The organism is Pseudomonas sp. PAMC 25886, from assembly GCF_000242655.1.
Lineage (GTDB): Bacteria > Pseudomonadota > Gammaproteobacteria > Pseudomonadales > Pseudomonadaceae > Aquipseudomonas.
Genome location: NZ_AHHC01000023.1, coordinates 38,558 through 53,333, shown reverse-complemented (window position 1 = coordinate 53,333; position 14,776 = coordinate 38,558). Strand labels below are relative to the sequence as shown.

General features: G+C 60.8%; 15 protein-coding genes. 4 read left to right on the top strand and 11 right to left on the bottom strand.

Annotated elements, in window-relative coordinates:
* Nucleotides 1-91: 91 nt before the first annotated feature.
* Nucleotides 92-2,233, bottom strand: a complete 2,142-nt coding sequence (gene katE / locus MUM_RS0107390; RefSeq protein ID WP_010168627.1) for a catalase HPII — start codon at nt 2,231-2,233, stop codon at nt 92-94.
* A 268-nt stretch (nt 2,234-2,501) separates the two neighbouring features.
* On the opposite strand from katE, the gene MUM_RS0107385 reads away from it, so the two are divergent.
* From MUM_RS0107385 to MUM_RS0107375, 3 genes are read left to right on the top strand one after another with little or no spacing between them, the layout of a single operon-like run.
* Nucleotides 2,502-3,509 carry a methionine ABC transporter ATP-binding protein gene (locus tag MUM_RS0107385; RefSeq protein ID WP_010168624.1) on the top strand — a complete coding sequence of 336 codons (1,008 nt, stop codon included), beginning with the start codon at nt 2,502-2,504 and terminating at the stop codon, nt 3,507-3,509.
* A complete protein-coding gene (locus MUM_RS0107380; RefSeq protein ID WP_010168623.1) occupies nt 3,509-4,183 on the top strand; it encodes a methionine ABC transporter permease in 675 nt (224 codons plus the stop codon). Before MUM_RS0107385 ends, MUM_RS0107380 begins: the two co-directional genes overlap by 1 nt.
* 51 nt (nt 4,184-4,234) lie before the next feature.
* A complete protein-coding gene (locus tag MUM_RS0107375) occupies nt 4,235-5,008 on the top strand; it encodes a MetQ/NlpA family ABC transporter substrate-binding protein (RefSeq protein ID WP_010168620.1) in 774 nt (257 codons plus the stop codon).
* Between the two features lie 139 nt (nt 5,009-5,147).
* Here MUM_RS0107375 and MUM_RS0107370 read toward each other — a convergent pair whose 3' ends face one another.
* From MUM_RS0107370 to MUM_RS0107345, 6 genes are all read right to left on the bottom strand, one after another.
* Nucleotides 5,148-5,609 (bottom strand): BRO-N domain-containing protein, encoded by a 462-nt coding sequence (locus tag MUM_RS0107370; protein WP_010168618.1) that lies wholly within the window; start codon nt 5,607-5,609, stop codon nt 5,148-5,150.
* 503 nt (nt 5,610-6,112) lie between these two features.
* Nucleotides 6,113-6,748: an SCO family protein gene (locus tag MUM_RS0107365; protein WP_010168617.1), complete on the bottom strand. Its 636-nt coding sequence runs from the start codon at nt 6,746-6,748 to the stop codon at nt 6,113-6,115.
* Nucleotides 6,745-7,644, bottom strand: a complete 900-nt coding sequence (gene cyoE / locus MUM_RS0107360) for a heme o synthase (protein ID WP_010168616.1) — start codon at nt 7,642-7,644, stop codon at nt 6,745-6,747. Before cyoE ends, MUM_RS0107365 begins: the two co-directional genes overlap by 4 nt.
* Complete coding sequence (locus MUM_RS0107355) at nt 7,632-8,711, bottom strand: COX15/CtaA family protein (protein WP_010168615.1); 1,080 nt, start codon at nt 8,709-8,711, stop codon at nt 7,632-7,634. Before MUM_RS0107355 ends, cyoE begins: the two co-directional genes overlap by 13 nt.
* A gap of 10 nt (nt 8,712-8,721) precedes the next feature.
* Nucleotides 8,722-9,321 carry a hypothetical protein gene (locus tag MUM_RS0107350; RefSeq protein WP_029615794.1) on the bottom strand — a complete coding sequence of 200 codons (600 nt, stop codon included), beginning with the start codon at nt 9,319-9,321 and terminating at the stop codon, nt 8,722-8,724.
* Nucleotides 9,287-10,030, bottom strand: coding sequence for an SURF1 family protein (locus MUM_RS0107345; RefSeq protein WP_010168613.1), 744 nt, complete (start codon nt 10,028-10,030; stop codon nt 9,287-9,289). Before MUM_RS0107345 ends, MUM_RS0107350 begins: the two co-directional genes overlap by 35 nt.
* 84 nt (nt 10,031-10,114) lie before the next feature.
* Here MUM_RS0107345 and MUM_RS0107340 point away from each other — a divergent pair, with 84 nt between their 5' ends.
* Entirely contained in the window at nt 10,115-10,318 is a 204-nt protein-coding gene (locus MUM_RS0107340) for a twin transmembrane helix small protein (RefSeq protein ID WP_010168612.1), read from the top strand.
* A 6-nt stretch (nt 10,319-10,324) separates the two neighbouring features.
* Here the strand turns inward: MUM_RS0107340 and MUM_RS0107335 are convergent, their stop codons facing one another.
* The 4 genes from MUM_RS0107335 to coxB form a co-directional block, all read right to left on the bottom strand.
* Nucleotides 10,325-11,212 carry a cytochrome c oxidase subunit 3 gene (locus MUM_RS0107335; RefSeq protein WP_010168610.1) on the bottom strand — a complete coding sequence of 296 codons (888 nt, stop codon included), beginning with the start codon at nt 11,210-11,212 and terminating at the stop codon, nt 10,325-10,327.
* Nucleotides 11,213-11,247: 35 nt separating this feature from the next.
* On the bottom strand, nt 11,248-11,799 hold the full coding sequence (locus MUM_RS0107330) for a cytochrome c oxidase assembly protein (RefSeq protein ID WP_008439615.1): 552 nt from the start codon (nt 11,797-11,799) through the stop codon (nt 11,248-11,250).
* Nucleotides 11,800-11,940: 141 nt separating this feature from the next.
* The gene (ctaD, locus tag MUM_RS0107325; protein WP_010168608.1) at nt 11,941-13,530 is read right to left on the bottom strand and encodes a cytochrome c oxidase subunit I; all 1,590 of its coding nucleotides are present in this window, start codon (nt 13,528-13,530) and stop codon (nt 11,941-11,943) included.
* A gap of 58 nt (nt 13,531-13,588) precedes the next feature.
* Nucleotides 13,589-14,716 (bottom strand): cytochrome c oxidase subunit II, encoded by a 1,128-nt coding sequence (coxB, locus tag MUM_RS0107320; protein ID WP_010168606.1) that lies wholly within the window; start codon nt 14,714-14,716, stop codon nt 13,589-13,591.
* Between the last annotated feature and the right edge of the window lie 60 nt (nt 14,717-14,776).

The following is a 14,776-nucleotide window of genomic DNA, read 5'->3' as shown; positions in this document are numbered from 1 at the left end:
GGCAAGCCAGCTCCCACACTTGAATGTATTCACAATTCAAAATGTGGGAGCTGGCTTGCCTGCGATAGCGGTCTAACAAACAACCAATAGCTTAAGCCGGAACAGCTTTGGCCTTAGGCTCCCGCTCCCAGACCCGATGCTGGGCAATCGCGGCAAAAAACGCCTTCAACGCCTTCCCATCACCGCCCACGATCAACCCCGCATCCGCCTCAAGCTTGAGCACATCCAGCAACTGCTTCGCCTCACCGGCCAAGGCGATCGCCTTCAGGTGCTTGTACGCTTCAAGCAGGTAATGCAACGCCACACCATCACCGCTCAACGCCTGCACCGACTTGGCGCCGCCCGGCACAAACACCGCGTCGAACGCCACCGACGGCAAGCCTTCCATGGACGCATCCACCGGCAGGCTCTTGCCATCCGCCGTGGTCACCGGTGCCGACGTAGGCCCCAGCAGCTTCGCATGTGCTCCCGCAGCCTCAAGGGCCTTTTTCAACGCATCAATTGCAGCACCATCAACACCGTTCGCCGCCAGAATCGCTACTTTCCGAGTCTTGATATCACCCGACAGCAAGTTGGCCTGGCTCAAGGCTGGCGAACGTTCCGGAGACGTCTTGCGCTCCGGCACGGTGCCTTTCTTCGGCGCCGGCAAGCCCAGGTTCTGCGCCACGCGCTTGGCCAGCTCCAGGTCGATGTTGGCGAGGATCTCATTCACTTGGCGAGCGCGGATAAACTCACGCTCCACCTTGCCCAGCTCAAAGCTGTAGGCGGCGATGATGTGCTCCTGCTCGTGCTTGCTCATGCTGCGGAAAAACAGCCGCGCCTGGGAGAAGTGATCGCCGAACGACTCGCTGCGCTCACGGATCTTGTGAGCATCGATACGCTCTGGATAGGTCTCAAAACCACCGTCCTGCGCGGCAGGTGGGGTCTCTTTCGGCCAGCCACCGTCAATCGAATTCGGCTCGTATGCCGCGCGCCCCTTGTCGATGGTGGTGCGGTGCATGGCATCCCGCTGGCCGTTGTGGAACGGCGCTACCGGACGGTTGATCGGCAGCTCGTGAAAGTTCGGCCCGCCCAGTCGGCTGATCTGCGTGTCGGTGTAGGAAAACAGCCGACCTTGCAGCAGCGGGTCATTGGAGAAGTCGATGCCCGGTACGATATGCCCCGGGCAGAACGCCACTTGCTCGGTCTCGGCGAAGTAGTTGTCCGGGTTGCGGTTGAGCACCATCTTGCCCAGCGGCGTAATCGGCACCAGCTCTTCGGGGATCAGCTTGGTCGGGTCGAGGATGTCGAAGTCGAACTTGTGCTCGTCCTCCTCGGCGATGATCTGCACGCCCAATTCCCATTCCGGGTAATCGCCGCCTTCGATGGATTCCCACAGGTCGCGACGGTGGAAGTCGGTATCTTTACCTGCAAGCTTCTGCGCCTCGTCCCACACCAGGGAACAGGTGCCGACGGTAGGCCGCCAGTGAAATTTGACGAAGTTGGATTTGCCCTCGGCATTCACCAGGCGGAACGTGTGCACACCAAAACCCTGCATGGTCCGCAGGCTTTTTGGAATTGCGCGGTCAGACATGGCCCAAATCACCATGTGCGCCGACTCTGGCTGCAGCGAGACAAAATCCCAGAACGTATCGTGAGCCGAGCCGCCGGTAGGAATCTCGTTGTGGGGCTCAGGTTTTACCGCATGCACGAAGTCAGGAAACTTGATCGCGTCCTGAATGAAAAATACCGGCATGTTGTTGCCCACCAGGTCGAAGTTGCCTTCGTCGGTGAAGAACTTCACGGCAAAACCACGCACGTCACGCACGGTATCGCCGGAACCGCGAGGGCCCTGCACCGTGGAGAACCGCGCAAATACCGGGGTTTTATGCTCAGGGTTACGCAGGAAGCCGGCCTTGGTCAGCGCCGAATGGTTTTCATAGGTCTGGAAATAACCATGGGCGCCGGTACCGCGGGCATGGACGATGCGCTCCGGGATGCGCTCATGGTCAAAGTGCGTGATTTTCTCACGCATGATGAAGTCTTCCAGCAGCGAGGGGCCACGGGAGCCGACCTTCAAGCTGTTCTGGTTATCGGAAACCTTCACGCCCTGGTTGGTGCGCAGCGCCTGGCCGGTCGCGTCGGAGCGGAATGTTTCCAGGCTTTGCAGCTTGGCGTTGGTGTTGCCACGGTCCAGCGTGTCGGTACCCGCAAGTTCGCTCTTGGGCGGGGTGACTGGCTTTTTAGTGCTCATCAGACAAAAACTCCTCGTTTGCGTAGGCCAGAGCGATCCCCGGCTCTTCTTGAGCAAAACCCCAGGCACGGCACCCGGGAATTTCGAGTTGCTTAAGTAGTGACTGACACGGTTTTGGACCGTTCCTTTTTTATGACCTTTGATCGCGTTATTGCCAAATCGCTGGTCAGATGAGAAATAAATGCTAAGAAACACTATACGGACAGGCTAAAATGCGCGCCCGGCTAACCGCTGATCCCTTTTTAATGCGCCCCACAAGGTTCGCTACGTGATCGAGTTTCATAACGTCCATAAAACCTACCGGGTCGCCGGTAAGGATATCCCCGCGCTGCATCCCACTAACCTGCGCGTCGAAAATGGCCAGGTGTTTGGTCTGATCGGCCATTCCGGTGCAGGAAAAAGTACCCTGCTGCGTCTGATCAACCGCCTGGAACAGCCCAGCGGCGGTCAGATCAAGGTCGATGACGAAGAAGTCACCGCCCTGGATGCCAACGGCCTGCGCCGTTTCCGGCAACAGGTCGGGATGATCTTCCAGCACTTCAACCTGCTGGCGTCCAAGACCGTCGCTGACAACGTGGCACTGCCGCTGACCCTCGCCGGCGAACTTTCCCGCAAGGAAATCGACCTGCGGGTAGCCGAACTGCTGGCCCGGGTCGGCCTGTCTGACCACGCCAGGAAATACCCGGCGCAGTTGTCCGGCGGCCAGAAGCAGCGCGTCGGCATCGCCCGCGCCCTGGCTACCAAGCCAAAGATCCTGCTGTGCGACGAAGCCACCAGCGCCCTCGACCCGCAAACCACGGCCTCGGTCCTGCAACTGCTGGCCGAGATCAACCGCGAGTTGAAGCTGACCATCGTGCTGATCACCCATGAAATGGACGTGATCCGCCGGGTCTGCGACCACGTGGCCGTGATGGACGCCGGTGTTATCGTCGAGCAAGGCACCGTCGCCGACGTGTTCCTGCACCCCAAGCACCCGACCACCAAGCGCTTTGTGCAAGAGTCCGAGCAGGTTGACGAAGGCGAGCAGCGCGATGACTTCGCCCACGTCCCAGGCCGCATCGTGCGCCTGACGTTCCAGGGCGAAGCGACCTACGCGCCGCTGCTGGGTACCGTCGCCCGCGACACGGGTGTGGACTACAGCATCCTCGCCGGTCGTATCGACCGCATCAAAGACATTCCCTACGGGCAACTGACCCTGGCCGTCACCGGTGGTGACATGGAGGCCGCGTTCGCCGCCTTCACCGCGGCAGACGTCCATATGGAGGTGCTGCGCTAATGGAAATCCTGTTGAGCTTTTTCTCGAACATCGACTGGTCGGAAATCCTGCTGGCCACCGGCGACACCATGACCATGCTGTTCGGCTCGCTGCTGTTCACCGTGCTGCTGGGCTTGCCGCTGGGCGTGTTGTTGTTCCTGTGCAGCCCGCGCCAGTTGTTTGAACAGAAGAACCTGTACGCCTTGCTGTCGCTGATCGTGAACATCCTGCGTTCGCTGCCGTTCATCATTCTGTTGATCGTGATGATTCCGTTCACGGTGCTGATCACCGGCACCTCGCTGGGGGTGGCCGGTGCCATTCCGCCGCTGGTGGTAGGCGCCACGCCGTTTTTTGCGCGCCTGGTGGAAACCGCGCTGCGTGAAGTGGACCGCGGGATTATCGAAGCGACCCAGGCCATGGGCGCCACGACCCGGCAGATCATCACCAACGCCTTGTTGCCCGAAGCCCGCCCCGGCATCTTCGCAGCGATTACGGTGACGGCGATTACACTGGTGTCCTACACGGCCATGGCCGGTGTGGTCGGCGCCGGTGGCCTGGGTGACCTGGCGATCCGTTTTGGTTATCAACGCTTCCAGACCGATGTGATGGTGGTCACCGTGGTGCTGCTGTTGATCCTGGTGCAAATTCTGCAAACCGTCGGCGACAAGCTGGTGGTGCACTTTTCTCGAAAATAACGGCTATTGCCGGCGCGAAGCCGGCCAATACCCGAACAAGGAGCTTGTTGAATGAAAAAACTACTGGTTGCTTTCGCCGCCGTTGCCGCGTTTTCTGCCCACGCCGCCGAAACCCTGACCGTGGCTGCGTCCCCGGTGCCTCACGCTGAAATCCTCGAATTCGTGAAGCCGGTGCTGGCCAAAGAAGGCGTGGACCTGCAAGTGAAAGTCTTCACCGACTACGTCCAGCCAAACGTACAGGTGGCCGAAAAGCGCCTGGACGCCAACTTCTTCCAGCACCAGCCGTACCTGGATGAATTCAACAAAGCCAAGGGCACTCACCTGGTGAGCGTTGGCGCTGTGCACCTTGAGCCTCTGGGCGCTTACTCCAGCAAGTACAAAAAGCTGGAAGAACTGCCAAGCGGCGCCAACGTCGTGATTCCGAACGACGCCACCAACGGTGGCCGTGCGCTGTTGCTGCTGGCCAAGCACAACCTGATCACCCTGAAGGACCCGACCAACATCCTGTCGACCATCAAGGACATCACCGGTAACCCGAAAAACCTGAAATTCCGCGAACTGGAAGCCGCCACCCTGCCGCGCGTGCTGACCCAGGTCGACCTGGCGCTGATCAACACCAACTACGCGCTGGAAGCCAAGCTGGATCCGTCCAAGGACGCCCTGGTGATCGAAGGCAATGACTCGCCTTACGTGAACATCCTGGTGACCCGCGAAGACAACAAGGACTCGGATGCAGTGAAGAAGCTGGTTGCAGCCCTGCACACCCCGGAAGTGAAAGCGTTCATTCTCGAGAAGTACAAAGGCGCGATCCTGCCGGCGTTCTGATCCAGAGCTGAAAACCCGATCTCCCAAACACTGGAGATCAAATGTGGGAGCTGGCTTGCCTGCGATGGCATCGCTGCGGTGTATCAGTAACACCGCGCCGCCTGTATCGCAGGCAAGCCAGCTCCCACACTTTTAAGCGCTACACGCCCGGCAACACCTTGGGCATATCGCGCAGCCGGATCCACGGCTCATTGCGCCACCGCAACACACTCAAACTCACCGTCGACCAGGCCAGCCAACTCAGGGCCGGGCTTTCGCTTGCCTGCTGTTTACCGCGCAGGGCGGGCACCACTTCGTGAGTCAGCCATTGGCGCAGGGCGCGGTTTTCGGGGCAGTAGTGATAGATCAACATTGCGTACACGCCGGATTCGCTGAGCATCAACGTCGGCGCAGCCCGGCGGTGGGTGGTCGCGGTCAGTGTTTGTTGTTGGTCAGGATCGAGCTTGCGCAGCAAGGCTTCGTTGAGATGCAGGCCCATCAGATGGCCAATGTCGCGGGCGCTGAACCAGGCTTGGGCATCGATGAGGATGGCGTGCAGTTGCTGGTGATGGCGGGTGAATACTTCGGGGGTGCAGGGTGGGTCTGGGGTAAGCATTTTCATTTCGACAACTCCGGGTATGCATGGGAGCTGCCAACGGCCTTCCTACGGGCTTGGGTGGCAGCCATACGCGGGGTAGGAACCGAGTACCCAGGGATCTCGGCCACGTCGAAACGTGCCCGCGCATAGCCGCCGCGACTGATACTACGGGCGCAAAAAAAACGCCGCAATCAGACGATGGCGCTATTACGCCGAGGGTACATAAAAGGGTTCCTACGCCCTGTCACTGAATTTGCAGCGACAGGGCAAAGACTAGTCAGTCGACGCACGCCAAACAAGTTCGCGCCGACCGCTACACGTTGCGGGAAAAGTCCGACGACATAGCTTTAATGCCGTGCACATAACCAATGTGGGAGCGGGCTTGCTGTGGTGAGCGGGCTTGCCCCGCGCTGGGCTGCGAAGCAGCCCCATCAATCTGTGGTGAACCCAACGGGGGACAAGCCCCCTCACCACAGCAAGCCAGCTCCCACAGTTGCGCCATGGTGCCAGCACGACAAGTGACAGGCTTACTTACGCTGCAACAACCCCGGGAACTGCGCCACCAGCTTCTGGTTATTCAACGGCGCACGGATAAACCCGCGTTGCGTCCCATCCGGCCCGATCAGCGCCAGGTTGCCGCTGTGGTCGACGGTGTAGTTGGGCTTGCTGGTGTCCGCCGGAATAAATGGAATGCTCACCGCGTTCGAAACCTTCTGCACATCCTCCACATTCGCGCCGGTCAGCCCTTCGAACTGCGGATCGAAGTAGCCCAGGTACTGTTTAAGCTGCGCCGGCGTATCACGATTCGGGTCAACGCTGACCAAAATCACCTGCAACTTGTCCACAACGTCTTTCGGCAGCTCACTCTTGATCTGGCGCAGTTGGGCGAGGGTGGTCGGGCAGATGTCCGGGCAGAAGGTGTAGCCGAAGAACAACACGCTCCACTTGCCTTTAAGCTCGTTGACCACCACCGGCTGGCCGTCCTGGTTGGTCATGGTCACGGGCGGCAGCTGGCGGCTTTGCGGCAGCAGGATGATGCCCGCGTCGATCAAGGCAGTGGGGTCGCCCTGGCCTTTGCCACTCAGTACTTTGTTGACGGTCAGGCCCATGATCAACGCGACAATGGCCACCAGAATGAAGACAGTTTTTTGAGTTCGAGTCATAGGTTCAACAATAGGTAATGGTCTACGAGCAGGGCGATAAACAGCGCAAACAGGTACCCAATAGAGTACTTGAAGGTGTTGATCGCCGCGTGCGGCCGACTGCCACGGTACAGCACCCAGGCCCATTGCAGAAAGCGCCCGCCCAGAACCAGCGCGCATCCCAGGTACAGCGCGCCGCTCATGTGGATCACATACGGCATCAGGCTGACCGCCAGCAGGGCAAAGGTGTAGAGCAGGATATGCACCTTGGTGTAGTGCTCGCCGTGGGTCACCGGCAGCATCGGGATATCGGCCTTGGCGTATTCCTCTTTGCGGTGAATGGCCAGCGCCCAAAAGTGCGGCGGCGTCCAGGCGAAGATGATCAGCACCAGCAGCAAGGGCTCGGCGCTGACGTGGCCGGTGACCGCCACCCAACCCAACAACGGCGGCGCAGCGCCGGCGAGGCCACCGATGACGATGTTTTGCGGTGTGGCACGCTTGAGGAAGCCGGTGTAGATCACCGCGTAGCCCAACAGCGAAGCCAGAGTCAGCCAGGCCGCCAGCGGATTGGTAAACGCCAGCAACAGCGCCAGCCCGGCCACCGCCAGCACCATGGCGAACGTCAGCGCGGCCACAGGCGATACACGCCCTTCCGCCAGCGGGCGCTTATGGGTACGCGCCATCAGCGCATCGATGCGCCGGTCCACCACATGGTTGACCGCCGCCGCACCACCGGCACACAGGGCAATGCCCAGATTGCCGAAAATCAGCACCGGCCACGGCACCCCGGCGCGGGTGGCGAGGAACATGCCCACCAGCGAGGTGATAAGCATCAGCACCACCACTTTTGGCTTGGTCAGCTCCAGGTAATCACGCCAGATCGCCTGGCTGTGACGCTCGCCGATCAAGGTCGCCATGGCATCTCTCCTTTTATTGTTATGAGGCCCGACACGTGTTTACGCGGGCTGAAGCGCCAGCCGAACGGCAACTGATGCCGCACCCGGACCAGGCTGGTACGGGCGTGGTAATTGACCAGCACCAGCGACAGCAGCAACGCTGCGCCGCCGGCGTTATGGGCGACCGCCACCGGCAGCGGCAGGTGGAAATACACGTTGCTCAGCCCCAGGCAGATTTGCGCCGCCAGGGCGATCAGCAACAGGCCAGCCAGGCGGGTCATACCGACCACCTTGAGTTGCCAGGCCAGGCCCAGCAACACGACGGTGACCAGCAGCGCGCCAATCCGGTGGGTCAGGTGAATTGCCGTACGCGCGTCACTGTCCAGTTGCCCGCCGAGGTAATTAGGGCCGATATGCTGGGTCAAGTGGAAACCATTGGCAAAATCCGCCGCCGGCCACCATTGGCCGTGACAAGTCGGTAGGTCGATACAGGCCACCGCCGCATAGTTGGAACTGACCCATCCACCCAGGGCAATCTGGCCGATCACCAGCACCAGCCCGGCCGTGGCCCAGTACTGCAAACGCCTGGGCACGATCAGCGCCGGCAACACGCCGGACAGGCGCAGTGTCAGCAAGAACAGCAGGCTCAACGTCGCAAACCCGCCCAATAAATGCCCGGTGACCACCTGCGGCCAGAGCTTCAGCGTCACCGTCCACATCCCGAACGCCGCCTGGGCAAACACCACCGCCAGCAGGAACAACGGCAGCTTCAACGGCTGCCCCGGATGATGCCGATGGGTCCAGGCGCGCGCCGCCAGCAGGACGATCAGCAACCCGAGGGTGCCGGCGAAATAGCGGTGGGTCATCTCGTTCCAACCCTTGTCCGCCTCCACCGGCGCGTCCGGGTAATGCAGTTCGGCATGGGCCAACTGGGCTTCGCTTTTCGGCACGCTGATAAAGCCGTAGCACCCCGGCCAATCCGGGCAACCGAGGCCTGCGTGGGTCAGGCGGGTATAGGCACCCAGCAGCACTACGATCAGCGCCAGCAGGGTGGCAAACAACGCGAGGCGAAATCCAGGTTTGGCCATGACGGTGTCCTTATCCGATGTTCGACAGTTTCAGCAGCAGGCGCAGGTCATTGAGCAGGTCCTTGCCCTTGACCCGAGCGTCGTAGCGCAGCACCAGGTTGCCGTGGGGGTCGACGATCCACAGCTGGGCATCGCCGCTGCCTTGAGCCGCGGCGTCTTTGTTGAAGGTCGAGAGGTCCAGGGAGTAGCGCTGCAGTTGCGGGTATTCGGCCTTGAGCTTGGCGTCGTAGGCGGTGCTCACCGGCTGCGCGCTGGCCAGGGCGTGGCTGGCGCGGGAAGCATCACGGCCCAGGCCGATTTGCAGTTGGCGAGCCAGGTAAACCAGTTGCTGGCAGTCGGCAGCGCAGGCAGTGGGCGCGGTGACCAGCAGTTGCCAGCGGTCTTCGTCGGCCTGTACGCCAATATCGGCACGGGTCTGGCCATTGCCGATCATCTCGCCGTGGTAGCTGCGACTGTCCGGCACCCAGAACTGCAACTTGTACATAAAGGTGGCGAGCACCATTGGGCCGACCACCATCAGCAGGATCAGGATCAGTTGCCAGCGCCCCTTGCGCCGGTTGGGCGCTGCCGGCGCGTCAGACACGTTGAGTGGATTCATGGCCGCTCCCATGGCGCTTCTCCTTTTTTGTGTTGTGCCATCCGAGGTAGAGGTAAAGACCGAACAGCGCCACCGCCATGGCGAACCACTGCACGGCATAGCCCAGGTGTTTTTCCGGGCCCATGGCGACCACAGGCCAGTTGGTTTCGTAGGTGGCCGGGCCCGCTTCAGCCCGCAGTTCATAGGCGAATCCGCTGCGATCCAACTCGGTCCACAACGCTTCGGGATGCAGTGCAGTCAGCAATCGCGGCCACTTTGCGCCCGCCGGATCGGCGTGCAGCTGGAAGGTCTCGCCCGGGGCCACATAGACCCAGGCGTCGACATTCAGCGGTTGTTCGGGGGTAGTGAACACGGGCGGCGTGCGCCGGTCCGGCCAGGGCAGCCAGCCGCGGTTGAGCAGCAGCCACTGGCCGCTGGGCTGATCATGGAACGGTTGCAGCAACTCGACACCGACCTTGCCGTCCCGAAAGCGGTTGTCCAGCAATACGCTGTGCTCGGCGTCGAACTGCCCGCGCAAGTGCACGCGGCGAAAGGCCGGGTCTTCGGTGGCCTGCAGTTGCGTACTGCTCATGGGCTCGGCGGCGCGACGCTCGGCGTAGGTTTCCAGCAACGCCTGTTTTTCATGGCCCCGCGACAGCTGCCAAAATCCGAGGGACACCAACAATGGCAGCAGCACAAGCACCACCAGCGTCGGCGCGATACCGGGGCGAAAGGGTTTCATGGCATTGCCGCAGAGGTCGGTGCTGCGCTGGCTATACTGAATCTCATTGCTCGCCCCCTCCAAAAAAGAGCCCCGGAGCCCACCATGCTCAAAGCAGCCATTGCCCTGATGCTGATTGCTACCGTCGTGAGCCTGTTCAGTGGCTTGTTCTTTCTGGTCAAGGACGAAGGCAACTCCAACCGCCTCGTCACTGCCTTGACCGTGCGTGTGGTGCTGGCCGTGATCACCCTGGGGTTGATCACCTGGGGGTTCTTCAGCGGCCAGCTGGTGTCTCATGCGCCGTGGTGAAACACCTCAAAGCACGTAAACGAAGAAAAACAGCCCGATCCACACCACGTCCACAAAGTGCCAATACCAACTGGCCGCCTCGAACCCGAACTGGTGTTCGTTGTTGAAATGCCCTTTCAGGATGCGCATCAGCATCACAAACAAAATGATCGTGCCGATGGTCACGTGAGCACCGTGGAAGCCGGTGAGCATGAAGAAGGTCGCGCCATACACACCGGAGCCCAGGGTCAGGCCCAGCTCCTTATAGGCATGGATGTATTCCTCGGCCTGGAAGCCGAGAAACGCCCAACCCAGCAGCACGGTGATCGCCAGCCAGATCTTCAATGCGCCGCGATGGCCTTTGCGCAAGGCATGGTGGGCGATGGTGATGGTCACGCTGGAGCTGACCAGCAAGATCGTATTGACCAGCGGCAAGCCCCACGGGCTGATGGTGCCCTTGGGTGCGGGAAACAGTTTCGGGTCAGGATTGTTCAGCAGCGGCCAGGCAAATTCGAAGTTCGGCCACAGCATGTGTGCGATGCCCTTGTGGCCTTCGCCCGCCAGCCACGGCGCTGACATATGCCGCACATAAAACAGCGCACCGAAGAACGCGACGAAAAACATCACTTCGGAAAAGATGAACCAGGTCATGCCCCAGCGAAAGGAGCGGTCCATCTGCGAACTGTACAAACCGGCGCGGCTTTCCTTGATCACGGCGCCGAACCAGCCAAACATCATGTAGGCCAACAGCAGGCCGCCGACGAAAAAGATCAGCGGACCGTGGGATTCCGGGCGTGCGGCCTTCAGATCGTTGAACCAGGTAGCCAGCCCGAACACCGTAATCAGCATGCCCAACGTGGCAATTATTGGCCATTTGCTTTGCGCTGGTACGTAGTACGTATCATGAGTCGACATGTATTCGTTCTCCTAATCGAGCCCGCAAGCAACGCCTAGCCGCCGGTATGGACAGCCACGGGCGGTTGGCGCGCGGTGATATCGAACAGCGTGTACGCCAGGGTCAAATGCTTCACATCCTTCGGCATGTCGCGGTCGACAATGAAGCGCACCGGCATCTCTATGCGCTGACCTGGCTGCAGCACTTGCTGGGTGAAGCAAAAACACTCGGTCTTGTGGAAGTACATCGCCGCCTCGGCGGGCGAAATGCTTGGCACCGCCTGCGCCGTCATCGGCTTGTCGGTGGGGTTGTAGGCCACGAACAGCATCTCGGTGACCGCGCCAGGATTGACCACCACCTCGTCGGCCTTGGAGTGGAACTCCCAGACCATGTCGATGGCGTTGGTGGACAGGAATTGCACCCGCACCTGGCGCGTCGGGTCTACCACCTGCTCGCCTTCGTACTGCCCGGCGGTCTTGCCGTTGATGCCGAACGCCTTGCACATCACGTCGTAGATCGGCACCAGGGCAAAGCCGAAGGCGAACATCGCCACCACCAGGATCAGCAGCCGCGTGACCAGGCGCTTGATAGGCACGGACTCAAGCATGGCGGCCACCTGCGAACGAATATTCTGTGAATGGCTTTTCTGTGGGAACTGGCTTGCCTGCGATGCTGGCAACTCGGTCTTTCAGGTACACCAAGGTGATGCCATCGCAGGCAAGCCAGCTCCCACAGGATAGGGAGGTGTTCATTTGACCTCCGGCGGCGTGGTAAAGGTGTGGTACGGCGCAGGTGAAGGGATGCTCCACTCCAGCCCTTCGGCGCCATCCCACGGCTTGGCCGGCGCAGGCTTACCGCCACGGATGCACTTGATGACGATGAACAGGAAGAAGATTTGCGTCGCGCCAAAGGTGAAGGCACCGATGGAGGAGACCATGTTGAAATCGGCGAACTGCAGGTTGTAGTCCGGCACCCGACGCGGCATGCCGGCCAGTCCTACGAAGTGCATCGGGAAGAACGCCATGTTCATCCCCACGAACGACAGCCAGAAGTGCAGCTTGCCCAGGGTTTCGTCGTACATGTGCCCGGTCCATTTCGGCAGCCAGTAGTAGGCCGAGGCGAAGATCCCGAAGATCGCGCCGGGCACCAGTACGTAATGGAAGTGCGCCACCACAAAGTAAGTGTCGTGGTACTGGAAATCCGCCGGGGCGATGGCCAGCATCAACCCGGAGAACCCGCCGATGGTGAACAAAATCACGAAGGCCACGGCGAACAGCATCGGCGTCTCGAAGGTCAGCGAGCCTTGCCACATGGTGCTCACCCAGTTGAACACCTTCACCCCCGTGGGCACCGCGATCAGCAGGGTGGCGTACATGAAGAACAGCTCGCCCACCAGCGGGATGCCCACCACGAACATGTGGTGCGCCCACACGATGAACGACAGGAACGCGATGCTCGCCGTGGCGTACACCATCGAGGTGTAGCCGAACAACGGCTTGCGCGAGAAGGTCGGGATGATCGAGCTGACGGCACCGAAGGCCGGCAGGATCATGATGTACACCTCGGGGTGCCCGAAGAACCAGAACACATGCTGGAACAACACCGGGTCACCGCCACCGGCGGCACTGAAGAAGCTGGTGCCGAAGTGGATGTCCATCAGCATCATGGTCACGCACCCGGCCAGCACCGGCATCACCGCGATCAGCAGGAAGGCGGTGATCAGCCAGGTCCAGACGAACAGCGGCATTTTCATCAGGGTCATGCCGGGGGCGCGCAGGTTGAGGATGGTGGCGACCACGTTGATCGCCCCCATGATCGAGCTGATGCCCATCAGGTGGATGGCGAAGATGAAGAACGTCACGCTTTCCGGCGCGTAGGTGGTGGAGAGCGGGGCGTAGAAGGTCCAGCCGAAGTTCGGCCCGCCGCCAGGCATGAACAGGGTGGACACCAGCATCAGGAACGCCGCCGGCAACAGCCAGAAGCTGAAATTGTTCATGCGCGGCAGGGCCATGTCGGGCGCGCCGATCATCAACGGGATCATCCAGTTGGCCAGGCCGACAAACGCCGGCATCACCGCACCGAACACCATCACCAGGCCGTGCATGGTGGTCATCTGGTTGAAGAACGCCGGCTCCACGATCTGCAGGCCCGGCTGAAACAGCTCGGCGCGGATCACCATGGCGAACGAGCCGCCGAGCAGGAACATGGCGAAGCTGAACCACAGGTACATGGTCCCGATGTCTTTGTGGTTGGTGGTCAGCACCCAGCGCATCAGGCCCTTGGCGGGGCCGTGAGCGTGGTCACCGGCATGACCGTGGTCATCGATCACAGCGCTCATGGCTTTTCTCCTGCGAACGAGTGGGCGGGACGGTTCAGGGAAGACGCAATGAAGGAAGTCATTTGCTTTCCGCCTGTTTCAAAGCCAGCACGTCTTTAGGGGTGACCATGTCGCCTTTGTTGTTGCCCCAGGCGTTACGTTCATAGGTCACGACCGCCGCGATATCGACTTCCGACAGTTGCTTGCCGAACGCCGCCATGGCGGTGCCGGGCTTGCCGAAGTACACACGGTGCAGGTGGTCTTCCTTGGGGCCCGTGGCTATCGGCGAGCCTTTGAGCGCCGGGAACATCGGCGGCAGGCCCTGGCCTTCCGCCTGGTGACAGGCGACGCAGGTGGTGTGATAAACCTTGTCGCCACGGGCCACCAGTTCATCCAGGGTCCATTCCTTGGAGGTCAGTTCCTTGAGCTTGGCCGCCTCTTCCTTGCGCTCGCCGAGCCAGGTGTCGTAGTCGGCCTTGGATTTGACCTCCACCACGATCGGCATGAAGCCGTGGTCCTTGCCGCACAATTCGGCGCACTGGCCGCGGTAGATGCCCGGCTTTTCAACCCGGGTCCAGGCCTCGTTGACGAAGCCTGGAATCGCATCACGCTTGACCGCAAACGCGGGCACCCACCACGAGTGGATCACGTCGGCGGCGGTCACCAGGAAACGCACCTTCGCACCCACCGGCAACACCAGCGGCTGGTCGACTTCCAACAGGTAATGCTCGCCTTTGACGGCCTGGTTATGGATCTGCTCGGCGGGCGTGGCCAGGTTGCTGAAGAATTCGACGTCCTGACCCAGGTATTTGTAGTGCCACTTCCACTGGTAGCCGGTGACCTGGATGTCGATGTCCGACTCGGTGCTGTCGTAGATGTTGATCAACGTCTTGGTGGCCGGAATGGCCATCGCCACCAGGATCAGCAAAGGCACCACGGTCCAGAGAATCTCCACCGTCGTACTCTCGTGAAACTTGGCTGCCACTTGGCCCGTGGAGCGCCGATGGATGATCATCGACCAGAACATCGCGCCAAACACGACGATGCCAATCGCCACACAAATCCAGAAAATGGTCATGTGCAGGTCAAACACGGCGTGACTGACTTCAGTGGCCCCTGGCGCCATATTCGTTGTCCAGGCGGCTTGCGCCTGGCCGAATACTGACCACAACAGGAGGCCCATCCAAACATGTGGATGTCGCGTCATTGCGGGTTCCCCTTATCATTCTTGTTATCCCGCCGGTTTGCACCTGCGGCCAAGGGAGCG

Excerpts from the sequence above, each read along its gene's own strand:
- cyoE (WP_010168616.1), bottom strand. The coding sequence starts at position 7,644 with ATGGCGACCTTGATCGGCGAGCGTCACAGCCAGGCGATCTGGCGTGAT.
- MUM_RS0107370 (WP_010168618.1), bottom strand. The coding sequence starts at position 5,609 with ATGAAAATGCTTACCCCAGACCCACCCTGCACCCCCGAAGTATTCACC.
- katE (WP_010168627.1), bottom strand. The coding sequence starts at position 2,233 with ATGAGCACTAAAAAGCCAGTCACCCCGCCCAAGAGCGAACTTGCGGGT.
- coxB (WP_010168606.1), bottom strand. The coding sequence starts at position 14,716 with ATGACGCGACATCCACATGTTTGGATGGGCCTCCTGTTGTGGTCAGTA.
- MUM_RS0107340 (WP_010168612.1), top strand. The coding sequence starts at position 10,115 with ATGCTCAAAGCAGCCATTGCCCTGATGCTGATTGCTACCGTCGTGAGC.
- MUM_RS0107330 (WP_008439615.1), bottom strand. The coding sequence starts at position 11,799 with ATGCTTGAGTCCGTGCCTATCAAGCGCCTGGTCACGCGGCTGCTGATC.
- MUM_RS0107345 (WP_010168613.1), bottom strand. The coding sequence starts at position 10,030 with ATGAAACCCTTTCGCCCCGGTATCGCGCCGACGCTGGTGGTGCTTGTG.
- MUM_RS0107350 (WP_029615794.1), bottom strand. The coding sequence starts at position 9,321 with ATGGGAGCGGCCATGAATCCACTCAACGTGTCTGACGCGCCGGCAGCG.
- ctaD (WP_010168608.1), bottom strand. The coding sequence starts at position 13,530 with ATGAGCGCTGTGATCGATGACCACGGTCATGCCGGTGACCACGCTCAC.
- MUM_RS0107365 (WP_010168617.1), bottom strand. The coding sequence starts at position 6,748 with ATGACTCGAACTCAAAAAACTGTCTTCATTCTGGTGGCCATTGTCGCG.
- MUM_RS0107375 (WP_010168620.1), top strand. The coding sequence starts at position 4,235 with ATGAAAAAACTACTGGTTGCTTTCGCCGCCGTTGCCGCGTTTTCTGCC.
- MUM_RS0107380 (WP_010168623.1), top strand. The coding sequence starts at position 3,509 with ATGGAAATCCTGTTGAGCTTTTTCTCGAACATCGACTGGTCGGAAATC.
- MUM_RS0107335 (WP_010168610.1), bottom strand. The coding sequence starts at position 11,212 with ATGTCGACTCATGATACGTACTACGTACCAGCGCAAAGCAAATGGCCA.
- MUM_RS0107355 (WP_010168615.1), bottom strand. The coding sequence starts at position 8,711 with ATGGCCAAACCTGGATTTCGCCTCGCGTTGTTTGCCACCCTGCTGGCG.